This window comes from Arcobacter suis CECT 7833 (assembly GCF_003544815.1).
Classification (GTDB): Bacteria; Campylobacterota; Campylobacteria; order Campylobacterales; family Arcobacteraceae; genus Aliarcobacter; species Aliarcobacter suis.
In genome coordinates this window covers 205,435-230,548 of record NZ_CP032100.1, presented here as the reverse complement: position 1 = coordinate 230,548, position 25,114 = coordinate 205,435, and the positions used below count along the sequence as shown (strand labels likewise).

Sequence of the window (25,114 nt, the reverse complement as noted above, 5' to 3'; positions counted from 1 at the left end):
ATTTAACCTATCTTTGTAGTAAAAACTTCATCTTTAGGTCCATCAACTATTATCTGACCATTTTCAACAATTATAATTCTATCAACTAATTGTAATAAAGAAGTTTTATGTGTTACAACAATTAAAGTTTTATCACTAACAATATTTTGAAGCCTATTTATAAATGATTTTTCAGTTTGTCTATCCATAGAATTAGTTGGTTCATCCAGCATTATTATGTTTGGGTCTGAAATTAAAGCACGAGCAAGGGTTACAGATTGTCGCTCACCACCTGATAATCCTTCACCTCTTTCTCCAACCAATAAATCGTATCCAGCTTCATGCTTACCTAAGAAATCATCAAGTCCTGCAATTTTTGAAACCCTTAATAATTCTTCATCTGAAACATATTGTTCCCCAATTGTTAAATTATCTTTTATTGTTCCCATAAATAAAAATGGCTCTTGAGGAACACTTCCAATTGCATGCCTTAAATCTGTTGGATCTATTTGTCTTGTATCTAAACCATCAATTAAAACGGAGCCTTTTGTTGGTTCATATAAATTCATTATAAGTTTTAATAATGTCGATTTTCCTGAACCAATTTTTCCAAGAATCGCAATTTTTTCACCTTGTTTAATAAGTAAATTTATATCTTTTAGTGTTTGATGATTTTGATCTTTATATGCAAACTGAACATCTTTTAATTCAATGTCACCTTTTAAATTTGGTCTACTTATATACGATTTATTCTCTTTTTCAACTGGCATTCGCATAACCTCATCGAGGTTATTTAAAGACAACATTGTTCTATCAAATTTAATAATCATTCCTACTAATTGAGAAATGGGAGCTATTACTCTTCCATTTAAAATCATTGCCGCAATTATTGCTCCCATTGTAATTTCACCCTCTTGAGCTAAATAAACTCCTGCTGCAACAATAGCTATATTAGAAAACTGTGAAATAAACGCCGTTAAATAAGTAATAGTTTGAGATAAAAAGTGCCCCTTATCTGCATAATGTACAGTTCTATTAATAGAATTATCCCAATGGGTTTTCATTCTATTTTGAGCTTTTACACTTTTTATTATTTCTAAACCAGAAACAGTTTCTATAAGTGTAGTTTGTTTTATTTGTTCTTCTTTTACAGATTTTGAAATTATTTCTTTAAGAGGTCTTTGCATATACCATGAAATTAATAGGGAAATAATTACAGTTAGAATAGTTATATATGCCAAAGGACCTGCTATAAAAAATATTACTATAATAAAAATTATTGCAAAAGGTAAATCAACAATAGCTGCCATTGTAGCGCCAGTAAAAAACTCCCGTACACTTTCAAAAGATTGTAATCTACTTACAAACTGTCCTGTTGAAGCTGGTTTTGCTTCAAGTTTTATATTTAATAAATGATTAAATATTTTATTTGACATTATGGTATCAGCTCTTTTACTAGCAATTCCAAGAAAATGAGATCTTAAAATTTTTAACAATAAATCAAAAAACATTACTATTGAAATTCCAATAAATAAAGCCCATAACGTTTCTATTGCATTATTTGGTAAAACTCTATCATAAACATTCATTGTAAAAAGAGGTGTTGCTAAAATAAATAAATTTATAAATAAAGAGACAACTATTACTTGCTGATAAATTCCTTTATTTCTTAATAAAGTTCCCCAAAACCACTCTTTAGGATTATCAACAACTACTTCTTTTTCTATTCTATTATTAAAGTTGTATTCTGGTTTTATTATTATAACTTCGCCTGTATATTCACTTTGAAGTTTCTCTATAGTCATTTGTGTTTCACCTGAAATTAATCCAGGAATAATAACATTTGCAGTTCCTTCTTTTAAGTCATAGTTTAATAAAACACAAGCTCTATTTTTATCTAAAATTAAAACCGAAGGAAGGGCTAGTTTTGTAATATCTTTTAATTTCTCTCTATTAACTGTTTTAGTGATTAATCCTATACGAGATGAAGCTTGATGAAACATTGATATATTCATAGATGTTTTATGAATTGGCAATCCAAAAGTCAAAGATTCTGCTGATGTTTCTCGATTATGGTACTTAGATAAAAAAAGTAAACAACCTAAAAGATCATCTACTTTTCTCCTATCTTTAAGGTCTGTTAATGTTTCATTTTCTATTAAATCAGAATTATTTTCCAATATTAACCTTTTTTCTAGAAATCTCATACTTCTAATATTTAGTTTATATTCACTAATATTGAAATTATGGCTTATTTTTGTTAGTGTGACAAAAGATAATTTATTTATTACTTCTATTTGCCATTTTTACGCAGTTAAATGTACCATAAATAACCTTAGCACTTTTTTATCTTTTAGATATTATAAGTTAAAAACTTATTTTAAGCTCTACATTACCAAGAATTAGTAAGTAGAGCAAAAAACATTATATATTATTGTTTTTTAGGTAATGCAGGAGTTATTTTTTTTGTATCTTTTGGAGCTGTTTTTTCATCTCCTAATAATGCACCTAATTCTTCAGATGCTGGCTCTTTTGAAGCTTTTTGTTGTTCTGAAACAAGCGAATTTAAAGCTTTATCGTTTGAACAACCATCTTCTGATTCTAAAATAGTTGTTGTTAACATTGACAATGTATTTAAAATATCGTAATAATTTGTATATAAATCATATTCTCTTGCAACTAAACTCTTTTTTGCTTCATATAAAACTGTTTGTGCATCTAAAATATCAACAAATGTTCTTGTACCTGATTCAAATTCACTTTTATAAACTTCAACAATATTTTCATTTGCTACAACATAATCTTTTAGAACAGCTATTCTTTCTTTATTTTTTGTAAATCTTTTATGATTCACTTTTATTGATTCAACAATTTTATTAGTAATTGCATCTAATCTTTCTTTTTCTTCAGCTAAAAATAATGCTTCTTGTTGTGATACAGCATAATCTCCACCACCATTGTATAAATTCCAAGCCAAGTTAATTCTTCCATAAGCTTGATTTTCTGTACCTTCTTCATTCAAAGATAAATCATTGTCAGTAAGAGCTTTTAATTCCAAACTTAAATTTGGTAAAAACTTTGAATCAGCTTGCGCTATTTTTTCTCTTTGAGCTTTTATTGTTTCTATTTGTTGTTGGATTTCATAATTTCTCAAAACTGCTAATTCTACAATTTGTTGTAAATTATCCGGTATTTTTGATAAATTAATTTTTGGTCTACATTCATTTCCTGATGGTTCCATTCCAACATATCTTTTAAAAGTACTAATTTTTGAACTTTTTAAATCTTCTTCTTCTAAGTATTTTTCTTTAACAAAACTTAATTTTGAATCAACTTCGTATGTTTCAAGTACTTCTCCACTAATAGATTCTTTTTCTTTAGCTATTTGAAGATTTTCTTCATTTGTAGTAATCATATTTTTTGTTAACTCTAACATTTCGTTATATTGAACCAAATCTTTATATGCAATAATTGTTTCATAAACGACATTATCAATATTCTTTTCTGTTCTAAACTTATTAGCTAAATCATTATGTTTTGCTTCTTGTACTTGACTTGGAGTTAAATTACCATCATATAACATCTGATTTAAAGCTATTCCAAAATTGTATCCATCTTCTTTTGTATTACTATCAGATAAATTATTTAAATTTGGTTGATCATAATTTTTATCAGAATTACTTTTTTCTAATCTTCCATCCACATCTATTCTTGGAAGGTAATTTGCCTTTCTTTCATCAATATATTTTCTAAAAGCTTCTTGATTATTTTTTTCAGCTATTACTTCTGGATTAGTAGCTAATACTTTATCAACACTCTCTTTTAAACTAACAGCCTGTAAAGAACTACTTGCCAATATAGAAATACAAGCAAATTTCAATAATTTTTTTATGTACATTTTAACTCCGCTTAAGATAACCTAAATCTTAAATAATTTTTTCTGTTACTTTACATGCTTTTTACTTAATTATTTATTAAAAAACTTTTTGGTAATAAATTGCTACTATATGGTATTTATAGTAATAAATAATATAAATTATTTTTTTAAGTTTTATTATTATAATATGCTAAATTATTATTTTCACAAAAGAGTTAAATATGCAAAAAAATCTTAATTTTAATCACATATTAAAAAATTTAAATATCTTGTATATAGAAGATGAAGAAAATATTAGAATAAATATAAAAAAAGTTTTACTTTTGTTATGTGAAAATGTATTCGATGTTTCAAACATAAATGAAGCTAAATTTATTTTTAACAAACAAAGAATAGACATAATAATTTCAGATATAAATCTTCCTGATACGGATGGGATTGATTTTATAAAAGAATTAAGAAAAACGGATAAAACTATTCCTGTGATTTTATTAAGTGCTTTTACTGATACAAAATATTTATTGGAAGCCACAAAACTAAAACTAGTTGATTATCTTACTAAACCTGTAGATTTTAAAACTCTAAATAATTCTTTACAATCTTGTGTTGAAGAGATTTTAGATAATTCAAGATATTTGATTAATTTCCAAAATAATATTCAATACAATGTACTTCATAAAAAATTAGTAGATTTAAATACAAAAGAAGAAGTTGCTCTTACATTAAAAGAATTAGATTTAATAAGTTTTTTAATAAAAAATAGTAACCGAATCGTTTCATCTGAGGAATTAAAATCTAATATTTGGGAAGATTGTTTTGAAGCTACAGATTCTGCTTTAAAAAACCTATTAAATAAAGTGCGGAAAAAAATAGGCAAAGAATCAATTACCAATATTTCAGGCGTTGGATATAGACTTAATTTTTAATTATTAATGTCCCTCACCCAAATTAAATAATAGTTTGTTATAATGTAATTATTAACAAAAAGATTTATTTAGGTCACTATGAAAAACTTATTCATTATCATTTTTCTATTTTCTATATCTATTTTTGCAAAAGAAACAAATTTGAAAATTTCTTATGACCCAAATTATGCTCCATTTTCATATAAACAAGATGATAAAGCTGCTGGATTATTCATTGATATTTGGAAATTATGGGCGAAATATAACAATTACACAATTGAATTTGTAGATGGAGTTATTTGGAACAATGCTCTTGATTTAGCCAAAAATAAAGAAGTTGACTTTTTTTTAGGTTCTAATCCTTATAAAAATTGGATGTTTAGTTCAGATTCTTTTTATGAATTAACAAGTTCATTTTTTATTTTAGCAAAAAATAACGCTCAAATACTTGCAAAAAGTAATATTAATATAGGACTAATAAGTCAAGATTATGAAGAATTAATTTTAAAGAATTATCCAAATGCAACTATAAAGTTGTATAAAGATTACGATAAATTAATAGAAGATTTAGAAAATAATGAGTTAGATTTAATCTATGAAGATAAACTTGCAGTTGAATTTTATACTCTTAGAAATAATTTATTTCATTTGATAAAATCCTTAGATAATTCAATTCTAAAAAATAGTGTAAATGCAATAACTTATTCTCAAGATAAAGCTGATTTATTTAATAATGGATTTTCAAAAATTCCTATAAATGAACTCTTAGAACTTGAAAAGAAATGGATTTTAAATGAAAAAGATAGATATTATTCAAACTTTAAACAACAAATTAATCTAACTCAAGAAGAAAAAGATTTTTTAGCAAACAATTTAATTAAAGTATCTGTTTCTGACGCATGGGAACCATTTACATTTAAATCAAGAAACGATGAGGCTATTGGTATTTCTGCTGAATATTGGAAAATTATTTCAAGTAAATTAGATTTAAAATATAAAAATATATTTGATGAAACATTTAAACATCAAATTAATAGTATAAAAAATAAAGAAAATGATTTAATTTATAGTGTTGGCGAAACTCATGATAGAAAAGAGTACTCAATTTTCTCAAAAGAATATGCAAAATTTCCAATTTCAATAGCTACCAAAAAAGACGAAAACTTTATAGAAAACATTTCTATATTAACTAATAAAAAAATAGCCGTAGGTGATAATTTTACAGCTCATAATATAATAAAAAGTAAATATCCAAATATGGACTTTATTTTAGTTAATAGTGTAAAAGAAGGATTAGAGTTAGTATCCAAAAATAAAGCTTATGCTTTCATTGATATTCAGCCTGTGCTTTTTTATAATATTGCTAAATATGATTTTGATGATTTAAAAGTATCTGGAAATACAGGTTTAGATTTTAGTATAAAATTTATGATAAGAGATGATTATGTTATATTAGAATCAATACTAAATAAAGCCATTTCATCAATTTCTATAAATGAATTAAATGAAATAATTACAAAATGGAATAACGTACAATTCCAAACTAACTTTAATTATGAGTTATTTTTACAAATATTTGCTGTTGTTTTTTTAATTATATTAGCATTTGTGCATAGAACTTTAACACTTAAAAATCTTAATAAAACCCTTACTATTAAAGTTGAAGAAAAAACTAAAAAATTGAATGATATGAATAAAAATTTAGAAAATTTAGTAGAAAAAAAGACTACAGAATTAATACAAAAAGAAAATATTTTAAATCACCAATCAAAAATGGCAGCAATGGGAGAAATGATAGAAAATATTGCTCACCAATGGAGACAACCTTTATCTTTGATTTCAACAGCAGCAACGGGAGCAAAATTAAAAAAAGATTTTGGAAACTTAAGTGATTCAGATTTTTATGAAACAATGGACATAATAAATAATTCGGCTCAACATTTATCTAATACAATTGATGATTTTAGAAACTTTTTTAGTAATGAAAAAAAAGCTTCTTTTTTTGATGTTAATACTCCAATAGAAAAAGTATTATATTTGGTTAGTTCAAAATTGAAAAATAGAAAAATAGAAATCATAAAAAATACTCAAAAAATAGAAATTATAGGTCTTGTTAATGAATTTATTCAAGTTCTTGTAAATATTATAAATAATGCATTAGATGCATTTGAAGAAAATAATTTAGAAAAGAAATTAATATTTATTGACATTTATAAAGAAGAAAATAATTTAATTTTAAAAATAAAAGACAACGCAGGAGGAATAAAAGAAACAATCATAAACAGAATTTTTGAACCTTATTTTACAACAAAACATAAAAGTCAAGGAACAGGAATTGGTCTTTATATGTCAAATGAAATTATAAAAAAACATATGAATGGAAATATAAGCGTTTCAAATAAAGAATACAGCTATGATAATGTGAAATATATTGGAGCAGAGTTTAAAATCGAACTTCCAATAAACAAATAATTTCTAAATAAAATAAGTTTTTTACAGCTATAATTGCAAACTGCAAAAAAGGAAAAACTTGACTCAACAAAACTTTCATAAATTTTTTATTTTCTATTTTATTATTTTTGGGATTATAATTTCAGCTTTTAGTTCATTTGTTAGTTATAAACTTCAAATGGAAGATAGCAAAAATAGCTTAGATAAAAAAGCTAAAGAGATATTTGATATAAAATTAGAAACTATACTAAAACCTAGAATAACAAATATGGATAACATTGCAAAATCTTTACATGATAATAAAATATTAAAAGATTTTCTTATTTCAAAAGATATTAATAAACAAAAAGAATTAGAAGATATTTTTCTAGCTATTGTAAATAGTAACACTAATATAATGAAAGCCAGATTCATTGATAAAAATGGAATGGAAATAGTTAGAATAGACAGAAATAATGAAAATGAAAATGCGTTTATTATTGAAAAAGACAAACTTCAAAATAGAAGCAATAAAGATTATTTCAAAATTTTATCTAACAATAAAGATGAAACTATTTGGCATTCAAAATTTGATTTAGGAAATGAAATAACGGATGAAATTCCTAAACCCACTTTAAAAATTGCAATTCCGGTGTTTAATGATAATAAATTTTCTGGAATTATTATCATAAATGTATTTATTACAAATTTATTTAATTCAATTGGTTTTTCTTCTACTTTTGATCATTATATTATTGATAAAAATCAAAACTTTATTTTACATCCAAAAAATGAGTTTTCATTTAATGCACATAAAAATATTCCAAGAGATATGAAAAATGATTTCCCAAATGGACTTGAAGAAGAAAATATTTATAAAATATCTTTAAATCATATTCTAAAAAATGAAGATGAAGCTACACTGATTTTAAAAACTAAAACAAATTACCAAAAAGAGTTAATTGATACAAAATTGAATACGGCTATCATTGTTTTAGGATTAACTGTTTTATTGAGTTTATTTATGGCAATTATTGTATCAAGAACTCCTATTAAATTACAAAGAGCTTTATTAAAAGCCCATGAAAAGCTAAATCAATTTACTTCAATAATTGATAAATTTGTAATTACATCAACAACCAAAATAGATAGTACTATTCTAGACGTTAGTGATGCTTTTGAAAAATCTAGTGGTTACAATAAAGATGAATTAATTGGACAAAAAATGTCAATAATTAAACATCCAAAACAAGATAGAACACTTATAAAATCTTTATGGGATACTATACTAAGTGGAAAAGTTTGGACAGGAGAATTATTAAATAAAAAGAAAAATGGTGAAAATTATTGGCTTGAACAATACATTATTCCCACAATAAATGAAGAAAGTGGAAAAATCGAAACCTTTGTTTCAGTTGGAATTGATATAACTGCAAAAAAAGAGATAGAAAAATTGGCTTCAATTGATAAATTAACAGGGATTTATAATAGAAGATTATTAGATGAATTTTTAGAAATAGAAATGGAAGTTGCCAAAAGATATAAAGAAGAATTATCTATAATTTTGTTAGATATTGATTATTTTAAAAAAGTAAATGATACTTTTGGACATTTAGTTGGTGATGAAATTTTAACAACTACTTCAAAAATCATATCTGAAAACTTGAGGAATTCTGATATATTTGGAAGATATGGGGGAGAAGAGTTTTTAATAATTTGTGCAAAAACAAGTGAAGAAAATGCGCTAATTTTGGCTGAAAAACTACGAGTTACAATAGAAAATCATAAATTTCCACATGTTGAACAAAAAACAATCTCTTTAGGAATCACAAGTTTTGAGAAAAATGATACTATAAAATCATTATTTAAAAAAGCGGACTTAGCTTTGTATAAAGCTAAGCACACGGGGAGAAATAAAGCAATTATCTATAAAAAAGAATTATAGTTTTAATTTTATTTATTGTCTTCTTTTTGCCATTTTCTTTTCATATTATGAATATAGATTATTAATACAAAAAATATAGAAGATGTGATTCCTAATGCTATTAATAGATCTGTTTCACTTGGAGTACTTTCAAGTAAAATAAGTTTTCTAATGATAACAACGAATGCTATTTCAAGAAATGTTAAAGCATAATCAAAACCATTTTTGATAAATAATGTTTTAACAATAGCAATAACAATCAAAGTAAATAAACCATCTGTTAAAATTGTTTTAATTGATGCAAAATCTAAAGCACCTTGTTCAAGGGTGAAAGAAATCATTTTATGTGATAAACTCATAAGACAAATAGCTAAATAAATTATCATTATAACAATAAAGATATATTTGAGCATATTAATAAATCTTAATAAAATTGTATCAACTTTACTTTCCAAAACTTTATCTATGCTATTAACTTTTAAAAAGACTTTTTCAACTAAACTTTTTTTTTCTTCTTCCACTTTTTAAACCTTCGACCTACTAATAATTTTGCGAATGTTATCACAGATGAACATAAAAAAAAGATAAAAATAATGTATTTCTAAATAATTTCTGTAAATTCTTCAAATAATTTATCTTCAAGAGGAATTTCTAATTTTAATTCTAATTTTATTGGTTTATTTCCTTCATATTTAACACTATTTGCAATTCCTAGATAAATAAAATCTTGAGTTTTTTTATCTACTTGTACAAATTTTCTCATAAAAATATGCAGTTTGACTCCATACTTTTGATTTTCAATCAATCTTTCTCCATCACCTTTATCTTGTGACATACTTGGTTTACTTTGATATGTAAACCTATCTTTTGATAAAAAAGTATTAGAATAATTTGCTGATTTAGAAAACTTATCTTTTTCAATATTTATAAACAAGAAAAAATCATCTTTATATTTTAAAAATCCACTTCCCCTAAATGAACTATGAATTTTTGGAAAATTACAAAGTTGAGCAATATTTAACATATTATATTTTCCATAAAGCTTTAAAAATGGTATTCCAAAATCTCTTGAGCCAAACTCTTCTTCATAAAAATAAATTCCATAATTTAAACTATCTTTAAAAATATCTTTATATTTTTTATTTTCTAAAAGCCTTGAAAACTCTTGTGTTTTTTTTATTTTTTTTCCATCAAAATCTATAAGTTTTAAATAGCGACTTATTTGAGCCGAATCTAAAAAATCTTGATTTAAATAAGAAAAACTATGAATTATCGTATCTTTACAAACTTTATCTAAATATTTATCCAATATCTCAAAAGCTATTTTTTCATCACAAAAATCATTATTTAAAAGATATTTTAATATTACAAATTCATAAACTCTTTTTATTGGAAGTAAATTTTCAATAAACCTGATAGCTTTTAAAAACTCTTCATTTTGACATAAAATTTTATATTCATTTTTTATTTTTTCATCTTCAACTTTTGCGATAAATTCAACATAAGATTTACTTTCATATATAAAATTCAAAGGATTAATCACATCACTAAATTGTAAAAAATCTACTAATTTTGGAACTTTATTTTCTAAAATAGATTTAAACTCAAAATATTGTTCTTTTAAATATTTTAGATGATTAAAATTTTCATTTTCTATTTGTTTTAAAATTCTATTTTTTGAGATTTCATCCATGCTTATAAATACATTTTTAAAATCTGCAAAGTTATTTTGTAATGAGAATTTGATGCTTTCTTTATCTATGGCTTTATTTCCAACTAGACTAAGAGCAATTAAATAGGCTTTTTTATGATTTCCTATAAAATCAAGAACTGTTAAAAAATCTTTATTTTTATGTTTTCTCAAACCTCTACCTAATTGCTGAACAAATACTATTGGTGAATTTGTTGGTCGTAAAAATAAAACTGTGTTAATTGAAGGAATATCAATTCCTTCATTAAAAATATCAACTGTAAAAATAACTTCTAAAGAATCCTTTTCACCTTCAAGTTTTTTTATTGTTTCTTCTCTTTTTTGAATTGAATCTTCACTTGTAAGACAAATAGAATTTATTCCTTTCTCATTAAACTTTTTACTCATAAAAAAAGCATGTTCTTTGGAAACACAAAAACCAATAGCTTTTCTTTTTGTTCCAAAAAAAGAATAAAAATTCATTTTCTCAATTATAAAATCAGCTCTTTTATTTACACTTAAAAGTTTTGCTAATTCATCTATTTTATTTAAATCAATATTTTCATAATCTATGCTTTGGATATCACTTATTCCAAAATAATGAAAAGGAACAACTAAATTATGTTCTAAAGCATCATTCAACCTTATATCACAAGCTATATTTTCATCAAAAACTTCATAAATAGAGTTCCCATCCATTCTATTTGATGTGGCGGTTAATCCCAATAAAAACTTTGGTTTAAAATACTCTATTACTTTTTTATAACTTGGACTTGTAACATGGTGCGCTTCGTCTATAATTATATAATCAAAATAATTTTGTGAAAAATTGGAAAAAGAGTTAGTCATTGTTTGTATAGTTGAAAATATGTAGTTTTTATCTTCTTCTTTTTTATTTCCCGTATAAAGTCCATAAGTAAAACTATCACCTAAAATAGTTTCAAAACTCTTTTTTGCACTTAAAAGTATATTTTCTCTATGAACTAAAAAAAGAAGAGTTTTAGGCTGATAATTTTTCACATCAAAAGCACTAAGATAAGTCTTTCCACTTCCAGTTGCTGCAATTACTAAAGCTTTTTTCTCTTTTTTTACTCTTAATTCTTCTAGTTTTTGTAAAGCTTTTTCTTGCATAAAATTTGTTTTTATACTTTTTTTATAAGCAAATGTAGGAATAAACTCTTTTTTTTGTTTATTTAAAAAGTCTGCATATTCTTTTAAAAATTCATCATTTGCTTCATAAGAATCTATCCAAAGATTTTCAAATTCATTTAAAACATCTTGTAAAAAAACATCATCTTTTTTTGCAATAGTTTTGACATTCCATTCAATATTTGATTTAAAAGCACTTGCTGTTATATTTGATGAACCAATCAAAACTTTATAATTATCTTTAAATTCAAAAATATAAGATTTACTATGAAAACCAATATTTGAGGCATTTGAATCATAGATTTTTAATTCTATATTTTTGAATTCTTTTATTTTTTCAAGAGCTTTTATTTGAGTGAAATTTAAATATGTCGAAGTTAAGATTTTACCTTTTATATTTCTTTTTTCTAAAACTTCAAAACTATCAAGTAAAAGCTGAATTCCAGAGAAATTAATGAATGCAACATTAAAAATAAATGATTCGCACTCTTGCAGTAATTTTGTGATATGATTGTAAAAGTTCGTTGTTTGATTATTGGTTATTAGAGTATTCAAAAAATCCCTTAAAATTGAAGAAACTATTATAATTAAATCAAACGAAATTTATAATAAATCACAATTTATTCACACAGCAGATATATGATTCTGCAAATTTAAAAAGGATTTTCTTTATGAAAAAATTAATTCTAATTTCACTTCTATCTCTTAGTTCAAGTTTGTTTGCAAGTGCTGATATTGGATTGAGTATTCGTACTCCAATTGGAGATAATTCAACTCTTGATCTTAATTTTAGGTCAGATGATCATCGATATGATGATAGATATAGGAATTTTGATTATAAACGTCATGGTTATTATGACAATTACGGATATTATTTTGGATATTTTGATAGAACAGGATATTTCTATAATAATATCTTCTTTTTATATGATGGTCGATATACATATCATGATAGATTATTTTTAAGAGGTTATTTTAAGCCAAGCCATCCACATTATAGAGAATATCGATTCCATAAAAACAACGATTGGAATAGATCAAGAAACTATAGAAATGACAGAGAACCTGTTTATGGACCATACTATGAAAGAAATTATAATCCTAATTATAAACAAAAAGATGAGCATAGAAAACACTATGATAATAAACCAGATAAACATGATTACGAAGATAATAGAAATTCACACCCAAGAGATGAAAATCGTCATAGATAAGGTCTGAAATGAAAGAGAAAAGTGTAGTTTATTTTTTGACTTGTGAAGATATAAAAGATAAAAATATTCTATTTAACCATATATATGCAAATGAAAAATCGAACTTTTATATAAGTGATGATTTATCAAAAGATTTTTATATAAATCAAGCATTATGTGGTTTTATCTCAACTTCTGTAAATCTTGAAGATAGGTTTTATTTAGTTCCAGAAATGCAGTTTGAATATGCAATATTAGATTTTGAAAATCTTCATATTAGTAAAAAAGTAAAAAAACTTCTAAATAAAAATGAATTTGAATTTTGCATAAATTCAAATCTTAATTTAGTTTTAGAAAATATAGAGAAATGTCATAAAACCAACTGGTTAACATCCAAATACAAAAAATTGATTTTATCTTTACAAAATTATATTCATCCAACAATTGACTTTAAAATTTTAAGTATTGAACTTTATGATAAAAATACAAAAGAGTTAATATCCGGTGAAATTGGATACAAAATCAATTCAACTTATACCTCACTCACAGGTTTTAGTTCAACTAATAAAAAATACAACAATTGGGGGAAACTTCAATTGGTTCTTTTAGGAAAATATTTAGAAAAAGAAAACTTCTCTTTTTGGAATTTGGGTCATCCTTATATGCAATATAAATTTGACTTAGGTGCAATTACCTATAAAAGAAAAGATTTCCTAAAAAGATGGTTAGCTGAAGTTTTAAAAATTAATTGATACATAAAAACTCAAATCAAATTCATCACTATCATCTAAAAAATCCAATTTATTATAAATAGCATATGATGGTTTAGTTGTTGTTTCATATTCACTTTTTGGTAACCATTCGTGGTAAACCCAGTGAATAAAAGGTAAAACATCTCCTGTTTTTCCTTTTAAATCAAATTTTGCATAAACACCATCTGATATTTTAAAATTTGGTAATCTATCACTTGTAATTTTTTCAGACTCATCAACAACTATACAACCAATGTATTGGCAATCATTTAAAGGAGTAATAGTTGGATTATCATGAAAAAGTGCAATTTGTTTATATGAATTAATATTATTAGTTAAAATCCAAGTTTGAAGCTTTTGCCAAGTCTCTCTAATATTTACATTATAACCCTTATTTCTAATATAAAAACTTTCAAAAGATGGCATCTTTACAATCATTGGTGTTATATTACTAAAATCTGCTTTTGATTGCATTGCCCGTTGGGATTGTTGTAAGATTTTTTTAGAATATTCTTTATATCCTCCATTTCTCCAATCTTTTGGCGTCATTTCAAATCTTTCTTTAAATGTTTTTATAAATGAAGATTGTGAAGAATATCCACATAAATTTACTATATTTGATATGGTTGAATATTTATTTGTTAAAAGTAAATTTGAAGCTTTTTGAAGTCTAATTGATTTTATGCTTTCATAAATATTTTTTCCAAATGCCTCTTTAAAAATTCTATGCATATGAAATTTACTAACACCTAAATCAATACTAAGTTCTTCAATATCAATGTTAGTTTCTATATGAGTATAAATATAATACATAATATCATTGGCTATTTTTGTTCGTTTTTGGAGGGTTTCTTTTTTCATATTTTATTATAGCATTTTTAAACTATAAAATTAGCACTTAAAAACAATTTTTAAAGCACTTAAAAAGAAGAAGAATTTACTTAATTTGCCTAAAATTGCACCGTTAAATAAACAAAAAGGTTTAGTTATGGAAACAAACTTAGTTGCGCAAGTAGTAGAATTACTCTTAGTAGGGATGGGAATCGTATTTACATTCTTAATACTAGCAGTATTTATGACTAAAGGGAAAATATTAAAAAAATTCCTTCCACAAGAAGAAATGCAAACTCAAACTATTAATGTAGTATTAGAAGCAAATGTAACTAATACAGAAGCTGCGAAGATAGCTGCAGTAATAGCAGCAGTACAACATCATAAAAATCTAAAAGGTTAAAATATATGTCTAAGAAATATATAGATATTATGGATACAACTTTTAGAGACGGATTTCAATCTGTCTTTGGAGGAAGAGTCCTAATGAATGATTTTTTTCCAGCTGTGCATGCTGCAAAAGAAGCTGGAATAACACACTTTGAGTTCGGTGGAGGAGCAAGATTCCAATCTTTATTCTTCTATCTTCAAGAAAATGCATTTGAAATGATGGATAAATTTAGAGAAATCACAGGTCCAGATGCAAACTTACAAACTTTAGCTCGTGGTATCAACACTGTTATGCTTGATACTGGTTCAAGAGAATTAATCGACTTACATGCAAAAATGTTCGCAAAACATGGAACAACAACAATCAGAAATTTTGATGCCTTAAATGATGTTCAAAACCTTGAATACTCTGCTGAATGTATTAAAAAATATGGATTAAACCATGAAGTAGTTGTAACACTTATGGATTTACCTCCAGGTTGCTTTGGTGCTCATGATGTTCCTTTTTATGAAAAGACTCTAAGAAATATTCTAGATAGTGGATTGCCTTATGATTCAATTTGTTTTAAAGATGCATCAGGAACTTCAAGTCCGCAAAAAATCTATGAAACAATCCAAATGGCAAGAAGATTAGTTGGAGATAACACTCATATTAGACTTCATACTCATGAAACTGCAGGTGTTTCAGTTGCTTGTTATTTAGCTGCTTTAGAAGCTGGTGCTGATGGTATAGATTTAGCTGCATCTCCAGTATCTGGTGGAACTAGCCAACCTGATATTTTAACTATGCTTCATGCAGTAAAAGGTAAAAACTTTGATTTGGGTGGTTTAGAAATTGATAAAATTCTAAAATACCAAGAGACTTTAAATCATTGTTTAAAAGATTACTTTATTCCACCAGAAGCTACACAAGTTTCTCCATTAATTCCTTTTTCTCCAATGCCAGGTGGTGCATTAACTGCAAATACTCAAATGATGAGAGATAATGGAACTTTAGATAAATTTCCAGAAGTTATAAAAGCAATGAGAGAAGTTGTTGAAAAAGGTGGATACGGAACATCTGTAACTCCAGTTTCACAATTTTATTGGCAACAAGCATACGCAAATGTAATGTTTGGACCATGGAAACAAATAGCTCCTGGTTATGGGAAAATGGTTTTAGGTTACTTTGGTAGAACTCCAGTTGAACCAGATGCTGAAGTTGTTAGACTTGCAAGTGAAAAATTAAAACTTGAACCAACAAAAGAGAATCCTTTAGATATAGCAGATAGAGATGAAAAGAAAAAAATATCTGTGTGGAAACAAAGATTAGAACTTGAAGGTATAGAAACAAGTGATGAGAATATATTCATAGCAGCAGCATGTGATGAAAAAGGGATAGCATTTTTAAAAGGTGAATCACCATTAAATGTTAGAAAGAATGATGATAAAAATTGTAATTTAGGAGAGAATAAAATGGCTAATGCAAATGGAAATTATACGGTAATAGTAGATGGACAAAAATTTAATGTAACAATAGCAGAAGGTAATGCAAATATTCAAGTAACACCAGTTGCGAATACTGTAGCAACACCAGTTGTAGCACCAGTTGTAGCACCAGTTGCAACACCTGCATATTCAGGAACAGCAGTTCCAGCAGCAGTAAATGGAGCAGTATGGAAGATACTAGTAAAAGAAGGTGATACAGTTGAGAAAGATCAACAAATAATGATATTAGAAGCAATGAAAATGGAGATAGATATAACAGCTCCAGTTTCAGGTGTTATAACTAAAATTTTAGTTAACAATACTGATGCTGTTGAAGAAGGTCAATCTTTAGCATTTATTGGGTAATTAAAAAATAGAAAAAAGCTCAGATAGAAAAATTTCTATCTGAGCTTTTTTTATGTAAAAAAATAATTAGTTATTAAAATTGTTGATTTTTTTAAGATTAGTTGATTTTGATTTTTAAAAGTGGTACTCCCAGTACGATTCGAACGTACGGCCTACGCCTTAGAAGGGCGTTGCTCTATCCAGCTGAGCTATGGAAGCATTAAAAGTAACCTAAAGCTAAAAAGCCTTACACAAAAAGTAGAAAATACTTCTTATATAAGGCTTTTAAAATGGAGCGGGAGACGAGACTCGAACTCGCGACAGTCTGCTTGGAAGGCAGAAGCTCTAGCCAACTGAGCTACTCCCGCTTCATATAGTGGTGCGGATGAGAAGACTCGAACTTCCACACCGTGAGGCACCAGATCCTAAGTCTGGCGTGTCTACCAATTTCACCACATCCGCAATAAATTTTTATGATTAAAAATGTTTAGTTGGTAATCTAAACCAAAAAAAGTGGTACTCCCAGTACGATTCGAACGTACGGCCTACGCCTTAGAAGGGCGTTGCTCTATCCAGCTGAGCTATGGAAGCAACAATAATAAAAAATGGGGTAAGTAATGGGGCTCGAACCCACGACCCTCTGAACCACAACCAGATGCTCTAACCGACTGAGCTATACCTACCACAGGTTAAAAAAATTAAATGGTCGGGGCGAGAGGATTCGAACCTCCGGCCCCCTGGTCCCAAACCAGGTGCGCTAACCAGACTGCGCTACGCCCCGACAAATATTTTTGAAGTTTCACAAAAAGTGGACGGAATTATATTAAGTTTTAAAGATTTTGTCAAGTCTTTTTTAAAGAAATCCCGAAACTTTCCGAAATTTCTTTAAATCAATTAGAATTGGATTAATCCATCAATTGGTGAACTTGCTGTTGCATAAGGTTTTTTAGGGATTCTTCCTGCTTTATAACCCATTCTTCCTGCAATTACAGCATATTTCATAGCTTCTGCCATTAGTATTGGATTTGAAGCACAAGCAATTGCTGTGTTTGTTAAAACTGCTTCTGCACCTAATTCCATTGCAATTGTTGCATCACTTGCACAACCAACACCCGCATCTACAATAACAGGAACTTTTACTGCATCTCTTATAAATGCAATGTTATATCTATTTTGAATTCCAAGTCCTGAACCAATGGGAGCTGCTAATGGCATAATAGCATCAGCACCTGCATCTTCTAATCTTTTTGCAATAATTGGGTCATCACTTGTATACGCCATAATGGTAAACCCATCTTTTTTTAGGATTTCACAAGCTTTAATTGTTTCTATTACATCAGGATATAAAGTTTTTAAAGCATCTCCAATAACCTCAAGTTTGATAATATCAATTCCTGTAGCTTCTCTCATTAATCTAAAAGTTGTAATTGCTTCTTCTGCTGTGAAACACCCTGCACTATTTGGTAAAAGTTTTACATTTGTATCTTTAAAATAATCTAATAAATTCTCTTCATTTGGATTTGTAATATTTACTCTTCTTATTGCAACAGTTATTAATTCACTTCCACTTGCTATTGTTGCATCTTTAGTTGTTTGAAAATCTTTATATTTACCACTTCCAACGATTAATCTACTATTAAATTCATATTTACCTATTTTTAAAATATCGCTCATATTGTATTTCCTTTTATAAATTTTAAATATTTTTCACTTGTATTTGTCATATTAAGTTAAATAATTTGGGGCAAATCATAACTATGTAATTCTTTTATTTTGCTTTTATATTTTCATAATTGTCTAATCTCTTCAATCAAATCAGAAGGAATTAAAGAGTAGTTGTTTTTACTATAGTTTCTTGAAGCTATTGTATGGGCTAAACTTGCTGTTATCGTCGCATCAAGAGGTTTATATCCTTGAGCTAAAAGTGAACCAACTAGACCACTTAAAACATCACCACTTCCACCTTTACTTAAAACTGCACTGCCAAAACTATTTACATACAATTTTTCATTTGAAGAAATAATTACATTTGCACCTTTTAACAATAAAACTACATTTGGATATTTTTTACAAAATTTTTCCACATACAAAAATCTATTATTTTGTAACTCTTCCACATTTATCTCTGCAATTTCACAAAGTTTTAAAAGTGACACAAACTCTTTTGGATGGGGAGTTAAAACTATTTCTTGCTCTAAAACTTCACAAATTAATTTATCATAAAACAAATCTGCATCAATTATCTTAGGAACTTTTTTATTTAATATTTTTCTAATTTCATCGGTTTCATATTTTCCTAAACCCATTCCAATTGCAATTGCCGTACAATTTTCACTAATAAAATGTGTTTGCATAATATGATATGGCAAATCTAGATTTTCATGGCAAACTACACTTACAAGTCCCGTACCAAATCCAAAGGCAGCATTTGCAGCAATTATTCCAGCTCCTTTTTTACAACCAGCAACTACATTTAGATGTCCAAAACTTCCTTTATGAGCATTTTTTTTATTCCTAAAAGGAAGTTTCATATCACTTTTTTCTAATAAAAATTTATTAGATTCTATTTCATAAATTTCCCTTTGAACTCCTAAATTAGCAACTATAATTTCTCCAACATAATCTTTTGCCATATCACTAAAAAGTGAAGTTTTTAAAGCCCCCATAGTAATAGTAACATCAGCTTCAAAAGCTACATTTTGTATTTGTCCTAAAGAGTTTATTCCACTTGGAATATCACAAGCTATTTTAAAAGAGTTATATGAATTTAGAGTATTTAAAAGATTTATAGATTTTTCATCTAAAGGTTTATTCAAACCCGTTCCAAACAAACAATCAACGATAATATCAGCATTAAAGAGTTCATTTACAATCTTTATATCTAAAGTTTTTGCTCTTTGAAGTTGAAGTTGTGCCATCGAAGATTTTGGAGTTGTTGCCAAATATAATTTAACATCAAATTTTGTATGTAAAAGTCTAGCAAGTGCGATCCCATCAGCACCATTATTTCCACTTCCACATACAATTAAAATAGATTCAAAAGAGGAATATTTTTCAGATATATACAAAGCCATATTTGAAGCTGCATGTTCCATAAGTAAATCTTCACTTAACAAAAATTTCTCGTAACATCTTTTGTCTAAAGAATTAACCTCATCAAAAAGCTTTTGCATTTTATATCCTTTTTATTTTCTAAATTTCCAACCATCACTTTCTAAAATAGTTTTTATTTTATCTTTTACATCACCTTGAAGTTCAAGCCACTCTTCATTAATAGCGCCACCACAAGCTAATTTTTTCTTTAGAAGTTTTAAAACTTCTTTTTTCTCATCAAGAGTGATATTAAATCTTCCTACATTTGTAACTGGTTTTCCATTTCTTTTTTCAAAGGTAAAAACTAGTTGATGTTGATTTTTTGGAATCAAATCAGAAGAAGATTTTTTTGGATTTTTTTTATCTTCTTTTATTGTATCAAAACTATTTCCTTCAAGTTTTGCACCAAATCCAAAAGCTAATTTATCTGCTAAGCCCATACTAACTCCTTGATTCTTGATTGAACATCAATATTTTCAATTGTTATAAAATCATTTTGTTTATATTGTTCAACGGCAACTCTTCCAATCATCGCTGCATTATCACTACAATATTTTAACTCACTAAGGTATAAATTTGTATTTGATTTTTTACATAACTCTTCAAGTTGAGAACGCAAATGTATATTTGCACTTGCTCCTCCAACAATTGCAAAGTTTTTTGGAATTTTTTGTTTAAATAGTTTTTTTAGTTTTTGCATAATATGTAAAACTGCTGTTTTTTGGAAACTTGCACAAAGGTCATATTTATCTTGTTCTGTTATTCCAAATTCACTATTTTCAAGCTTTTCTATTTGCATTCTAACTGCATTTTTAAGTCCTGAATATGAAAACTCTATTTTTGGACTCTGACTAAGTGGAACTGGTAAATCAAATCTATTCATATCACCTTTTAAAGCATATTCTTGAACAACTGGACCACCAGGATATCCAAGTCCTAACATCTTTGAAACCTTGTCAAAACTCTCTCCAAAACTATCATCCATAGTACTTGCGATTACTTTCATGTCACTTAAACTATTTGCTTCTATAATTTGTGTGTGTCCACCGGAAACCAATAAAACAGTCATTGGCAAAATCTCATCTTTTTCAATAAAAAGAGAATAAATATGACCTTTTAAATGATTTACAGCAATTAATGGAAGATTTAGGGAAATTATCAAAGCTTTTGCCATAGTTACACCCTCAGTTAAAGTAACACTTAAACCTGGGGCATTTGTAACAGCTATTGCTTTTAAGAATGGGAAATACTCTTTGCACTCTTCAAGTATTTTTGGTAAGGCTTCTATATGAAGTCTAGCAGCTAATTCAGGAACAACTCCTCCATAAATACTATGTTGTAGTTCTTGAGATATTTTTTTATGATAGATTAATTTGTTTGTTTCTATTTGTGTAATAGAAATTGAGCTATCATCACAAGAACTTTCAATACTTAAAATCATCCTTGTAACTCTTCATTTACATCTTTATTTATCTCGCATTCATCAACTCTTTTTATCCAATCAAGTGCGCAATCAAGTTTCCCAAATCCTGAAGATGCATTTATATGTCCTGCATTTTCCATGATTTTCATACCAATATTTAGTTTTGATTGAAGTTCGATTGCTTCTTCAATACTCATATATGGATCATTTGTAGAAGCCGCCATGATTATTTCGTTGGCTTTTAAATCTTTTGCTATTGGATATGGGAAAAATGTTTTTGCTTCAGGGATATCTCTATTTCTTGAAACAGGTGCAACTAACATTAATTTATCTAGTTTTATATCAAGTTCATCACAAGTATGAAACCACAAAATATTAGCTAATGAGTGACAAACTACAATATCTGGTTTAAAATGCTCTAACTCTTTTTTTAAAAAATCTTTCCACTCTTCTAGTTTTGGGTTATCCCTAGATGGAAAAGAAGGGAATGAAACAATATAATTCTCTTTTATTAAATCACTTGCAAGTTGTGCTTGCCAATGGGGGAAATCACTTCCATTTAAACCATGAAGTATTAAAATTCTTTTATTCAATTTTTATCCTTTAGATTAGTTATTTCAAATTTACCTCTTGAAAGTATTGATTCTACGCTTTCATCTAATAATTCTATATTCACTTTATAATCTGTTTTAAAAACTAAACCTACTAACTCTTTTTGTGAAGTTTTCTCTTTTTCTTGTGTTGAATGTTTTTTCCACTCTTCAAATTTCTCTTCATATAACTTTGTTATATCTTTTTCAAAAATATTTCTTGAATAAATCAAATAAACAACCAAAATTAGTAATATTCCAAAAGGAATTAATAAATCAAGCGCCACAGTAGTTTCTCACTTCTTTATCTATTTCGAAAATTTCTTCTATTGAAGTTGCTTTTACATTATTAAATTTATTTATTGCATTCATTGTAATTTTTGAAATATCCAAAAATCCAATTTGAGAATTTAAAAACTTTGAAACAGCAACTTCATTTGCAGCATTTAAAACCACACCTAAATCAAGATTATTTAATATATCATCTTTTATTTCCCAAATTGGGTATCTTGAAGTCTCTATTTTTCTAAATTCCAAATTTGCAACTTCTAGTAAATCAACTGGTTTTAAAATCTGTTCATCACACGAACCTAAAATTGCATAAGCAATTGGAAGTTGCATTGAAGCATTTGCAATATGAGCTGTTGTACTTCCATCTGCAAAATTTATAAAAGCATGAATTAATGATTTTGTTTCGATAATTGCATCTAGTTTTCTAATATCAAAAAGCCAAGCGGCTTCCATTAGTTCAAACATTTTATTCGTCATGGTTGCACTATCTATTGTGATTTTATTTCCCATAGACCAATTTGGATGCGCTAAAGCTTCTTTTATAGAGACATTTTGAAGTTTATCAAGTGGATAATCCCTAAAAGAACCACCACTTGCAGTTACCATCATAGAATCAATTTTTTTATCTTGAAGTAAATACCAAAGTCCAAAATGTTCACTATCAATTGGTTTTAGTTTTGTTTGGTCTATAAACTTTCCAGCTACAACTAAAGATTCTTTATTTGCAAGAGCGATTTTTTTACCACACTCAATAGCTTTTAAAGTTGGTTTTAAACCTAAAAATCCAACCAACGCATTTACAACTGTTGAAGTTTCACTCTCTTGGATAGCTTGTAAAATAGCTTCTTCCCCAAAAAAAACATTCTTATGATGAACCAAAGGAATATCTTCAGCCTTGTCAATTACAACTTTTTTGGGTTTAAACTCTTTGATTTGTTGGTTTAGTAGCTCTATATTTCTTCCAGCTACTAAAACCTCAACATTTAAATTAAATTTTCGTGCAATATTTAAAGTATTTACACCAATAGATCCGGTACTTCCAAGAAGTATCAAATCACTACCCTTAATAATACTAACATTACAATCGCACCAAATAAATAACCATCTGTTCTATCTAATATTCCACCATGTCCAGGAAGAATTGTTCCACTATCTTTAACATCAGCTTCTCTTTTTAAATAACTTTCAAATAAATCACCAAAAATTGAAACAATAGAAACTATTGCTGAAATTATTAAAGCATTTACAAAACTAATTCCATTTGTTGAAAAAAGTGTTCCTAAAATAACTGCAAAAACAACTCCACCAACAACTCCTTCTATAGTTTTATTAGGACTAGTTTCACAGAATTTAGTTTTTCCAATACTTTTACCTACAAAATAAGCACCAATATCAGTACTTGCAACAATTACTAATAACCATAAAAGTGTCATTGAACCATATTCACTGTATAACGATAAAAGGAATAAAAATGATGCCGTTGGATATAGAAGTGGTAAAAACATATGTATATTTAATGTTTTTTTATACGCTAACTGAGAAGCATAAGCAATTGCCACAATAAAAATTAAATCTTCTGGTTTTGGATAAAAATATGCAGCAATCCATAAAAGTGTTGTGTACACATAAATACTGTCACTTTTTAGATTAAATAGTTTTTTTGCTTCAGATATTGAAATCAATAACATAATTCCAAAAACTAACCAAAATATAAAATATGAATCGATATAACCTATCACCAACATTGCTATAAATAGTACAACACCCGTTTTTATACGAGTTGAACTTTCATTTATTATCTGTAACATCTTATTGAACCTTGAATTTAAAAGTTTATGATTATACTAAATTTTGGCTTGTTATTTGTAAAGAGAAGAAAAGATAATATATTTAATTAAATGCATTATCTTTTTATACTCAAATTTATAAATATCTAACTTTAAAATAAGTTAGATATTTCTTAGTTTTTAGAATAGTCCAGCTATTTGAGATGAGATTTGTCTTTCTAAAATTGGAGTTGCTTCAGGTAGTGTCAAATTCATTTTAGTTGCTTCAGCAAATAACATTGTTTTATGTTCTATATAATCTGTTTCATAATTTTGAGCACTTGCACTTGCCATATTAGAGTTTAACTGCCCAGAAGCATTAACATCCCTTGCAGCACCACCAAAACTATTTATGAAACCAGCTTTAGTAGAATCATTTACGCTTGCTTGTCCATTTGCAGTTACATTTGAAGCTACAACTCTACCTTTAGCTTTTTCTCTAATTACAATATCAACTTGCATTTGGAAAATTGTATCTTCTGTAGCTTTTGCAATAAGTCCACCAACTAAAGCAGCTCCTAGACCAACTCCTACCATTTGTCCTGCACCACCATTGTTATATCCAGAAACTCCAGCTCCTACAGCTCCTGCTGCTAATGCTCCACCAGCCATATTATTTTCTTGTTTTTTGTTACAATATAATACATTCATCAATAAAACATATGTAGCTTGTTCTGGATCATCAACTATTGTGTAACCCTTAGCTTGTAATTCATTTAATATTGTATTTTGAAGATTTATTTGTTGTCCACTTGTGTTCTTACTTGATACAAAAATTAATCTCTTATTTTTTGCAACAGGATTTATAAATACACTTTGTGTCATTTTAGCACTTGTTTGTAACTCACTTGTTGCACAACCCGAAAAAAGTACGGCTGCTGTAATTAAACTTACCCCTAATGTTTTTATTCTTGTCAATTTATCTCCTTTAAATAACTAATTGTATGATACTAACATAT

General features: G+C 27.1%; 21 protein-coding genes and 6 tRNA genes. 7 read left to right on the top strand and 20 right to left on the bottom strand.

Annotation, left to right across the window (positions count from 1 at the left end; genetic code table 11):
• Nucleotides 1-2 precede the first annotated feature (2 nt).
• Both ASUIS_RS01195 and ASUIS_RS01190 read right to left on the bottom strand, forming a co-directional pair.
• Entirely contained in the window at nucleotides 3-2,159 is a 2,157-nt protein-coding gene (locus ASUIS_RS01195; RefSeq protein ID WP_118885325.1) for a type I secretion system permease/ATPase, read from the bottom strand.
• Between the two features lie 251 nt (nucleotides 2,160-2,410).
• Entirely contained in the window at nucleotides 2,411-3,877 is a 1,467-nt protein-coding gene (locus ASUIS_RS01190; RefSeq protein ID WP_118885324.1) for a TolC family protein, read from the bottom strand.
• Between the two features lie 200 nt (nucleotides 3,878-4,077).
• Here ASUIS_RS01190 and ASUIS_RS01185 point away from each other — a divergent pair, with 200 nt between their 5' ends.
• The 3 genes from ASUIS_RS01185 to ASUIS_RS01175 all read left to right on the top strand — a co-directional run bounded on the left by ASUIS_RS01185 (nucleotide 4,078) and on the right by ASUIS_RS01175 (nucleotide 9,136).
• The gene (locus ASUIS_RS01185) at nucleotides 4,078-4,782 is read left to right on the top strand and encodes a response regulator transcription factor (RefSeq protein ID WP_118885323.1); all 705 of its coding nucleotides are present in this window, start codon (nucleotides 4,078-4,080) and stop codon (nucleotides 4,780-4,782) included.
• A gap of 78 nt (nucleotides 4,783-4,860) precedes the next feature.
• Entirely contained in the window at nucleotides 4,861-7,233 is a 2,373-nt protein-coding gene (locus ASUIS_RS01180; RefSeq protein ID WP_118885322.1) for a transporter substrate-binding domain-containing protein, read from the top strand.
• A 58-nt stretch (nucleotides 7,234-7,291) separates the two neighbouring features.
• Entirely contained in the window at nucleotides 7,292-9,136 is a 1,845-nt protein-coding gene (locus tag ASUIS_RS01175) for a sensor domain-containing diguanylate cyclase (protein WP_118885321.1), read from the top strand.
• 8 nt (nucleotides 9,137-9,144) lie between these two features.
• Here the strand turns inward: ASUIS_RS01175 and ASUIS_RS01170 are convergent, their stop codons facing one another.
• Together ASUIS_RS01170 and ASUIS_RS01165 are read right to left on the bottom strand one after the other, a co-directional pair.
• A complete protein-coding gene (locus ASUIS_RS01170; protein ID WP_118885320.1) occupies nucleotides 9,145-9,636 on the bottom strand; it encodes a hypothetical protein in 492 nt (163 codons plus the stop codon).
• A gap of 80 nt (nucleotides 9,637-9,716) precedes the next feature.
• A complete protein-coding gene (locus tag ASUIS_RS01165; RefSeq protein ID WP_118885319.1) occupies nucleotides 9,717-12,509 on the bottom strand; it encodes a DUF3427 domain-containing protein in 2,793 nt (930 codons plus the stop codon).
• Nucleotides 12,510-12,625: 116 nt separating this feature from the next.
• Between ASUIS_RS01165 and ASUIS_RS01160 the strand changes: the two genes are divergently transcribed.
• The gene (locus ASUIS_RS01160; RefSeq protein WP_118885318.1) at nucleotides 12,626-13,168 is read left to right on the top strand and encodes a hypothetical protein; all 543 of its coding nucleotides are present in this window, start codon (nucleotides 12,626-12,628) and stop codon (nucleotides 13,166-13,168) included.
• An 8-nt stretch (nucleotides 13,169-13,176) separates the two neighbouring features.
• Nucleotides 13,177-13,899 (top strand): hypothetical protein, encoded by a 723-nt coding sequence (locus tag ASUIS_RS01155; RefSeq protein WP_118885317.1) that lies wholly within the window; start codon nucleotides 13,177-13,179, stop codon nucleotides 13,897-13,899.
• Here the strand turns inward: ASUIS_RS01155 and ASUIS_RS01150 are convergent.
• A complete protein-coding gene (locus ASUIS_RS01150) occupies nucleotides 13,885-14,760 on the bottom strand; it encodes an AraC family transcriptional regulator (protein WP_118885316.1) in 876 nt (291 codons plus the stop codon). The genes ASUIS_RS01155 and ASUIS_RS01150 overlap by 15 nt on opposite strands.
• A gap of 127 nt (nucleotides 14,761-14,887) precedes the next feature.
• Between ASUIS_RS01150 and ASUIS_RS01145 the strand changes: the two genes are divergently transcribed.
• Complete coding sequence (locus ASUIS_RS01145; protein WP_118885315.1) at nucleotides 14,888-15,133, top strand: OadG family protein; 246 nt, start codon at nucleotides 14,888-14,890, stop codon at nucleotides 15,131-15,133.
• Between the two features lie 5 nt (nucleotides 15,134-15,138).
• Nucleotides 15,139-16,953 (top strand): biotin/lipoyl-containing protein, encoded by a 1,815-nt coding sequence (locus ASUIS_RS01140; RefSeq protein ID WP_118885314.1) that lies wholly within the window; start codon nucleotides 15,139-15,141, stop codon nucleotides 16,951-16,953.
• A gap of 121 nt (nucleotides 16,954-17,074) precedes the next feature.
• Here the strand turns inward: ASUIS_RS01140 and ASUIS_RS01135 are convergent.
• From ASUIS_RS01135 to ASUIS_RS01065, 15 genes are all read right to left on the bottom strand, one after another.
• Nucleotides 17,075-17,151, bottom strand: a tRNA-Arg gene (locus ASUIS_RS01135).
• Nucleotides 17,152-17,223: 72 nt separating this feature from the next.
• Nucleotides 17,224-17,300, bottom strand: a tRNA-Gly gene (locus ASUIS_RS01130).
• A 9-nt stretch (nucleotides 17,301-17,309) separates the two neighbouring features.
• Nucleotides 17,310-17,394: transfer RNA gene (locus ASUIS_RS01125), tRNA-Leu, on the bottom strand.
• A gap of 52 nt (nucleotides 17,395-17,446) precedes the next feature.
• Nucleotides 17,447-17,523: transfer RNA gene (locus tag ASUIS_RS01120), tRNA-Arg, on the bottom strand.
• Nucleotides 17,524-17,538: 15 nt separating this feature from the next.
• Nucleotides 17,539-17,615, bottom strand: a tRNA-His gene (locus ASUIS_RS01115).
• 20 nt (nucleotides 17,616-17,635) lie between these two features.
• Nucleotides 17,636-17,713 (bottom strand) — tRNA-Pro (locus ASUIS_RS01110).
• 113 nt (nucleotides 17,714-17,826) lie between these two features.
• Complete coding sequence (locus ASUIS_RS01105) at nucleotides 17,827-18,606, bottom strand: thiazole synthase (protein ID WP_118885313.1); 780 nt, start codon at nucleotides 18,604-18,606, stop codon at nucleotides 17,827-17,829.
• Between the two features lie 113 nt (nucleotides 18,607-18,719).
• Nucleotides 18,720-20,105: an NAD(P)H-hydrate dehydratase gene (locus ASUIS_RS01100; RefSeq protein ID WP_118885312.1), complete on the bottom strand. Its 1,386-nt coding sequence runs from the start codon at nucleotides 20,103-20,105 to the stop codon at nucleotides 18,720-18,722.
• 12 nt (nucleotides 20,106-20,117) lie between these two features.
• Nucleotides 20,118-20,465, bottom strand: coding sequence for an SUI1 family translation initiation factor (locus ASUIS_RS01095; RefSeq protein WP_118885311.1), 348 nt, complete (start codon nucleotides 20,463-20,465; stop codon nucleotides 20,118-20,120).
• Nucleotides 20,456-21,466 (bottom strand): tRNA (adenosine(37)-N6)-threonylcarbamoyltransferase complex transferase subunit TsaD, encoded by a 1,011-nt coding sequence (gene tsaD, locus ASUIS_RS01090; protein WP_118885310.1) that lies wholly within the window; start codon nucleotides 21,464-21,466, stop codon nucleotides 20,456-20,458. The genes ASUIS_RS01095 and tsaD overlap by 10 nt, the downstream gene beginning before the upstream one ends.
• Nucleotides 21,463-22,041 carry an RBBP9/YdeN family alpha/beta hydrolase gene (locus tag ASUIS_RS01085; RefSeq protein WP_118885309.1) on the bottom strand — a complete coding sequence of 193 codons (579 nt, stop codon included), beginning with the start codon at nucleotides 22,039-22,041 and terminating at the stop codon, nucleotides 21,463-21,465. Before ASUIS_RS01085 ends, tsaD begins: the two co-directional genes overlap by 4 nt.
• Nucleotides 22,038-22,325: a hypothetical protein gene (locus ASUIS_RS01080; protein WP_118885308.1), complete on the bottom strand. Its 288-nt coding sequence runs from the start codon at nucleotides 22,323-22,325 to the stop codon at nucleotides 22,038-22,040. Before ASUIS_RS01080 ends, ASUIS_RS01085 begins: the two co-directional genes overlap by 4 nt.
• On the bottom strand, nucleotides 22,315-23,382 hold the full coding sequence (dxr, locus tag ASUIS_RS01075) for a 1-deoxy-D-xylulose-5-phosphate reductoisomerase (RefSeq protein WP_118885307.1): 1,068 nt from the start codon (nucleotides 23,380-23,382) through the stop codon (nucleotides 22,315-22,317). The genes ASUIS_RS01080 and dxr overlap by 11 nt, the downstream gene beginning before the upstream one ends.
• Nucleotides 23,379-24,137, bottom strand: a complete 759-nt coding sequence (locus tag ASUIS_RS01070) for a phosphatidate cytidylyltransferase (protein ID WP_118885306.1) — start codon at nucleotides 24,135-24,137, stop codon at nucleotides 23,379-23,381. The genes dxr and ASUIS_RS01070 overlap by 4 nt, the downstream gene beginning before the upstream one ends.
• Nucleotides 24,138-24,296: 159 nt before the next feature.
• On the bottom strand, nucleotides 24,297-25,073 hold the full coding sequence (locus ASUIS_RS01065) for a complement resistance protein TraT (protein ID WP_118885305.1): 777 nt from the start codon (nucleotides 25,071-25,073) through the stop codon (nucleotides 24,297-24,299).
• Between the last annotated feature and the right edge of the window lie 41 nt (nucleotides 25,074-25,114).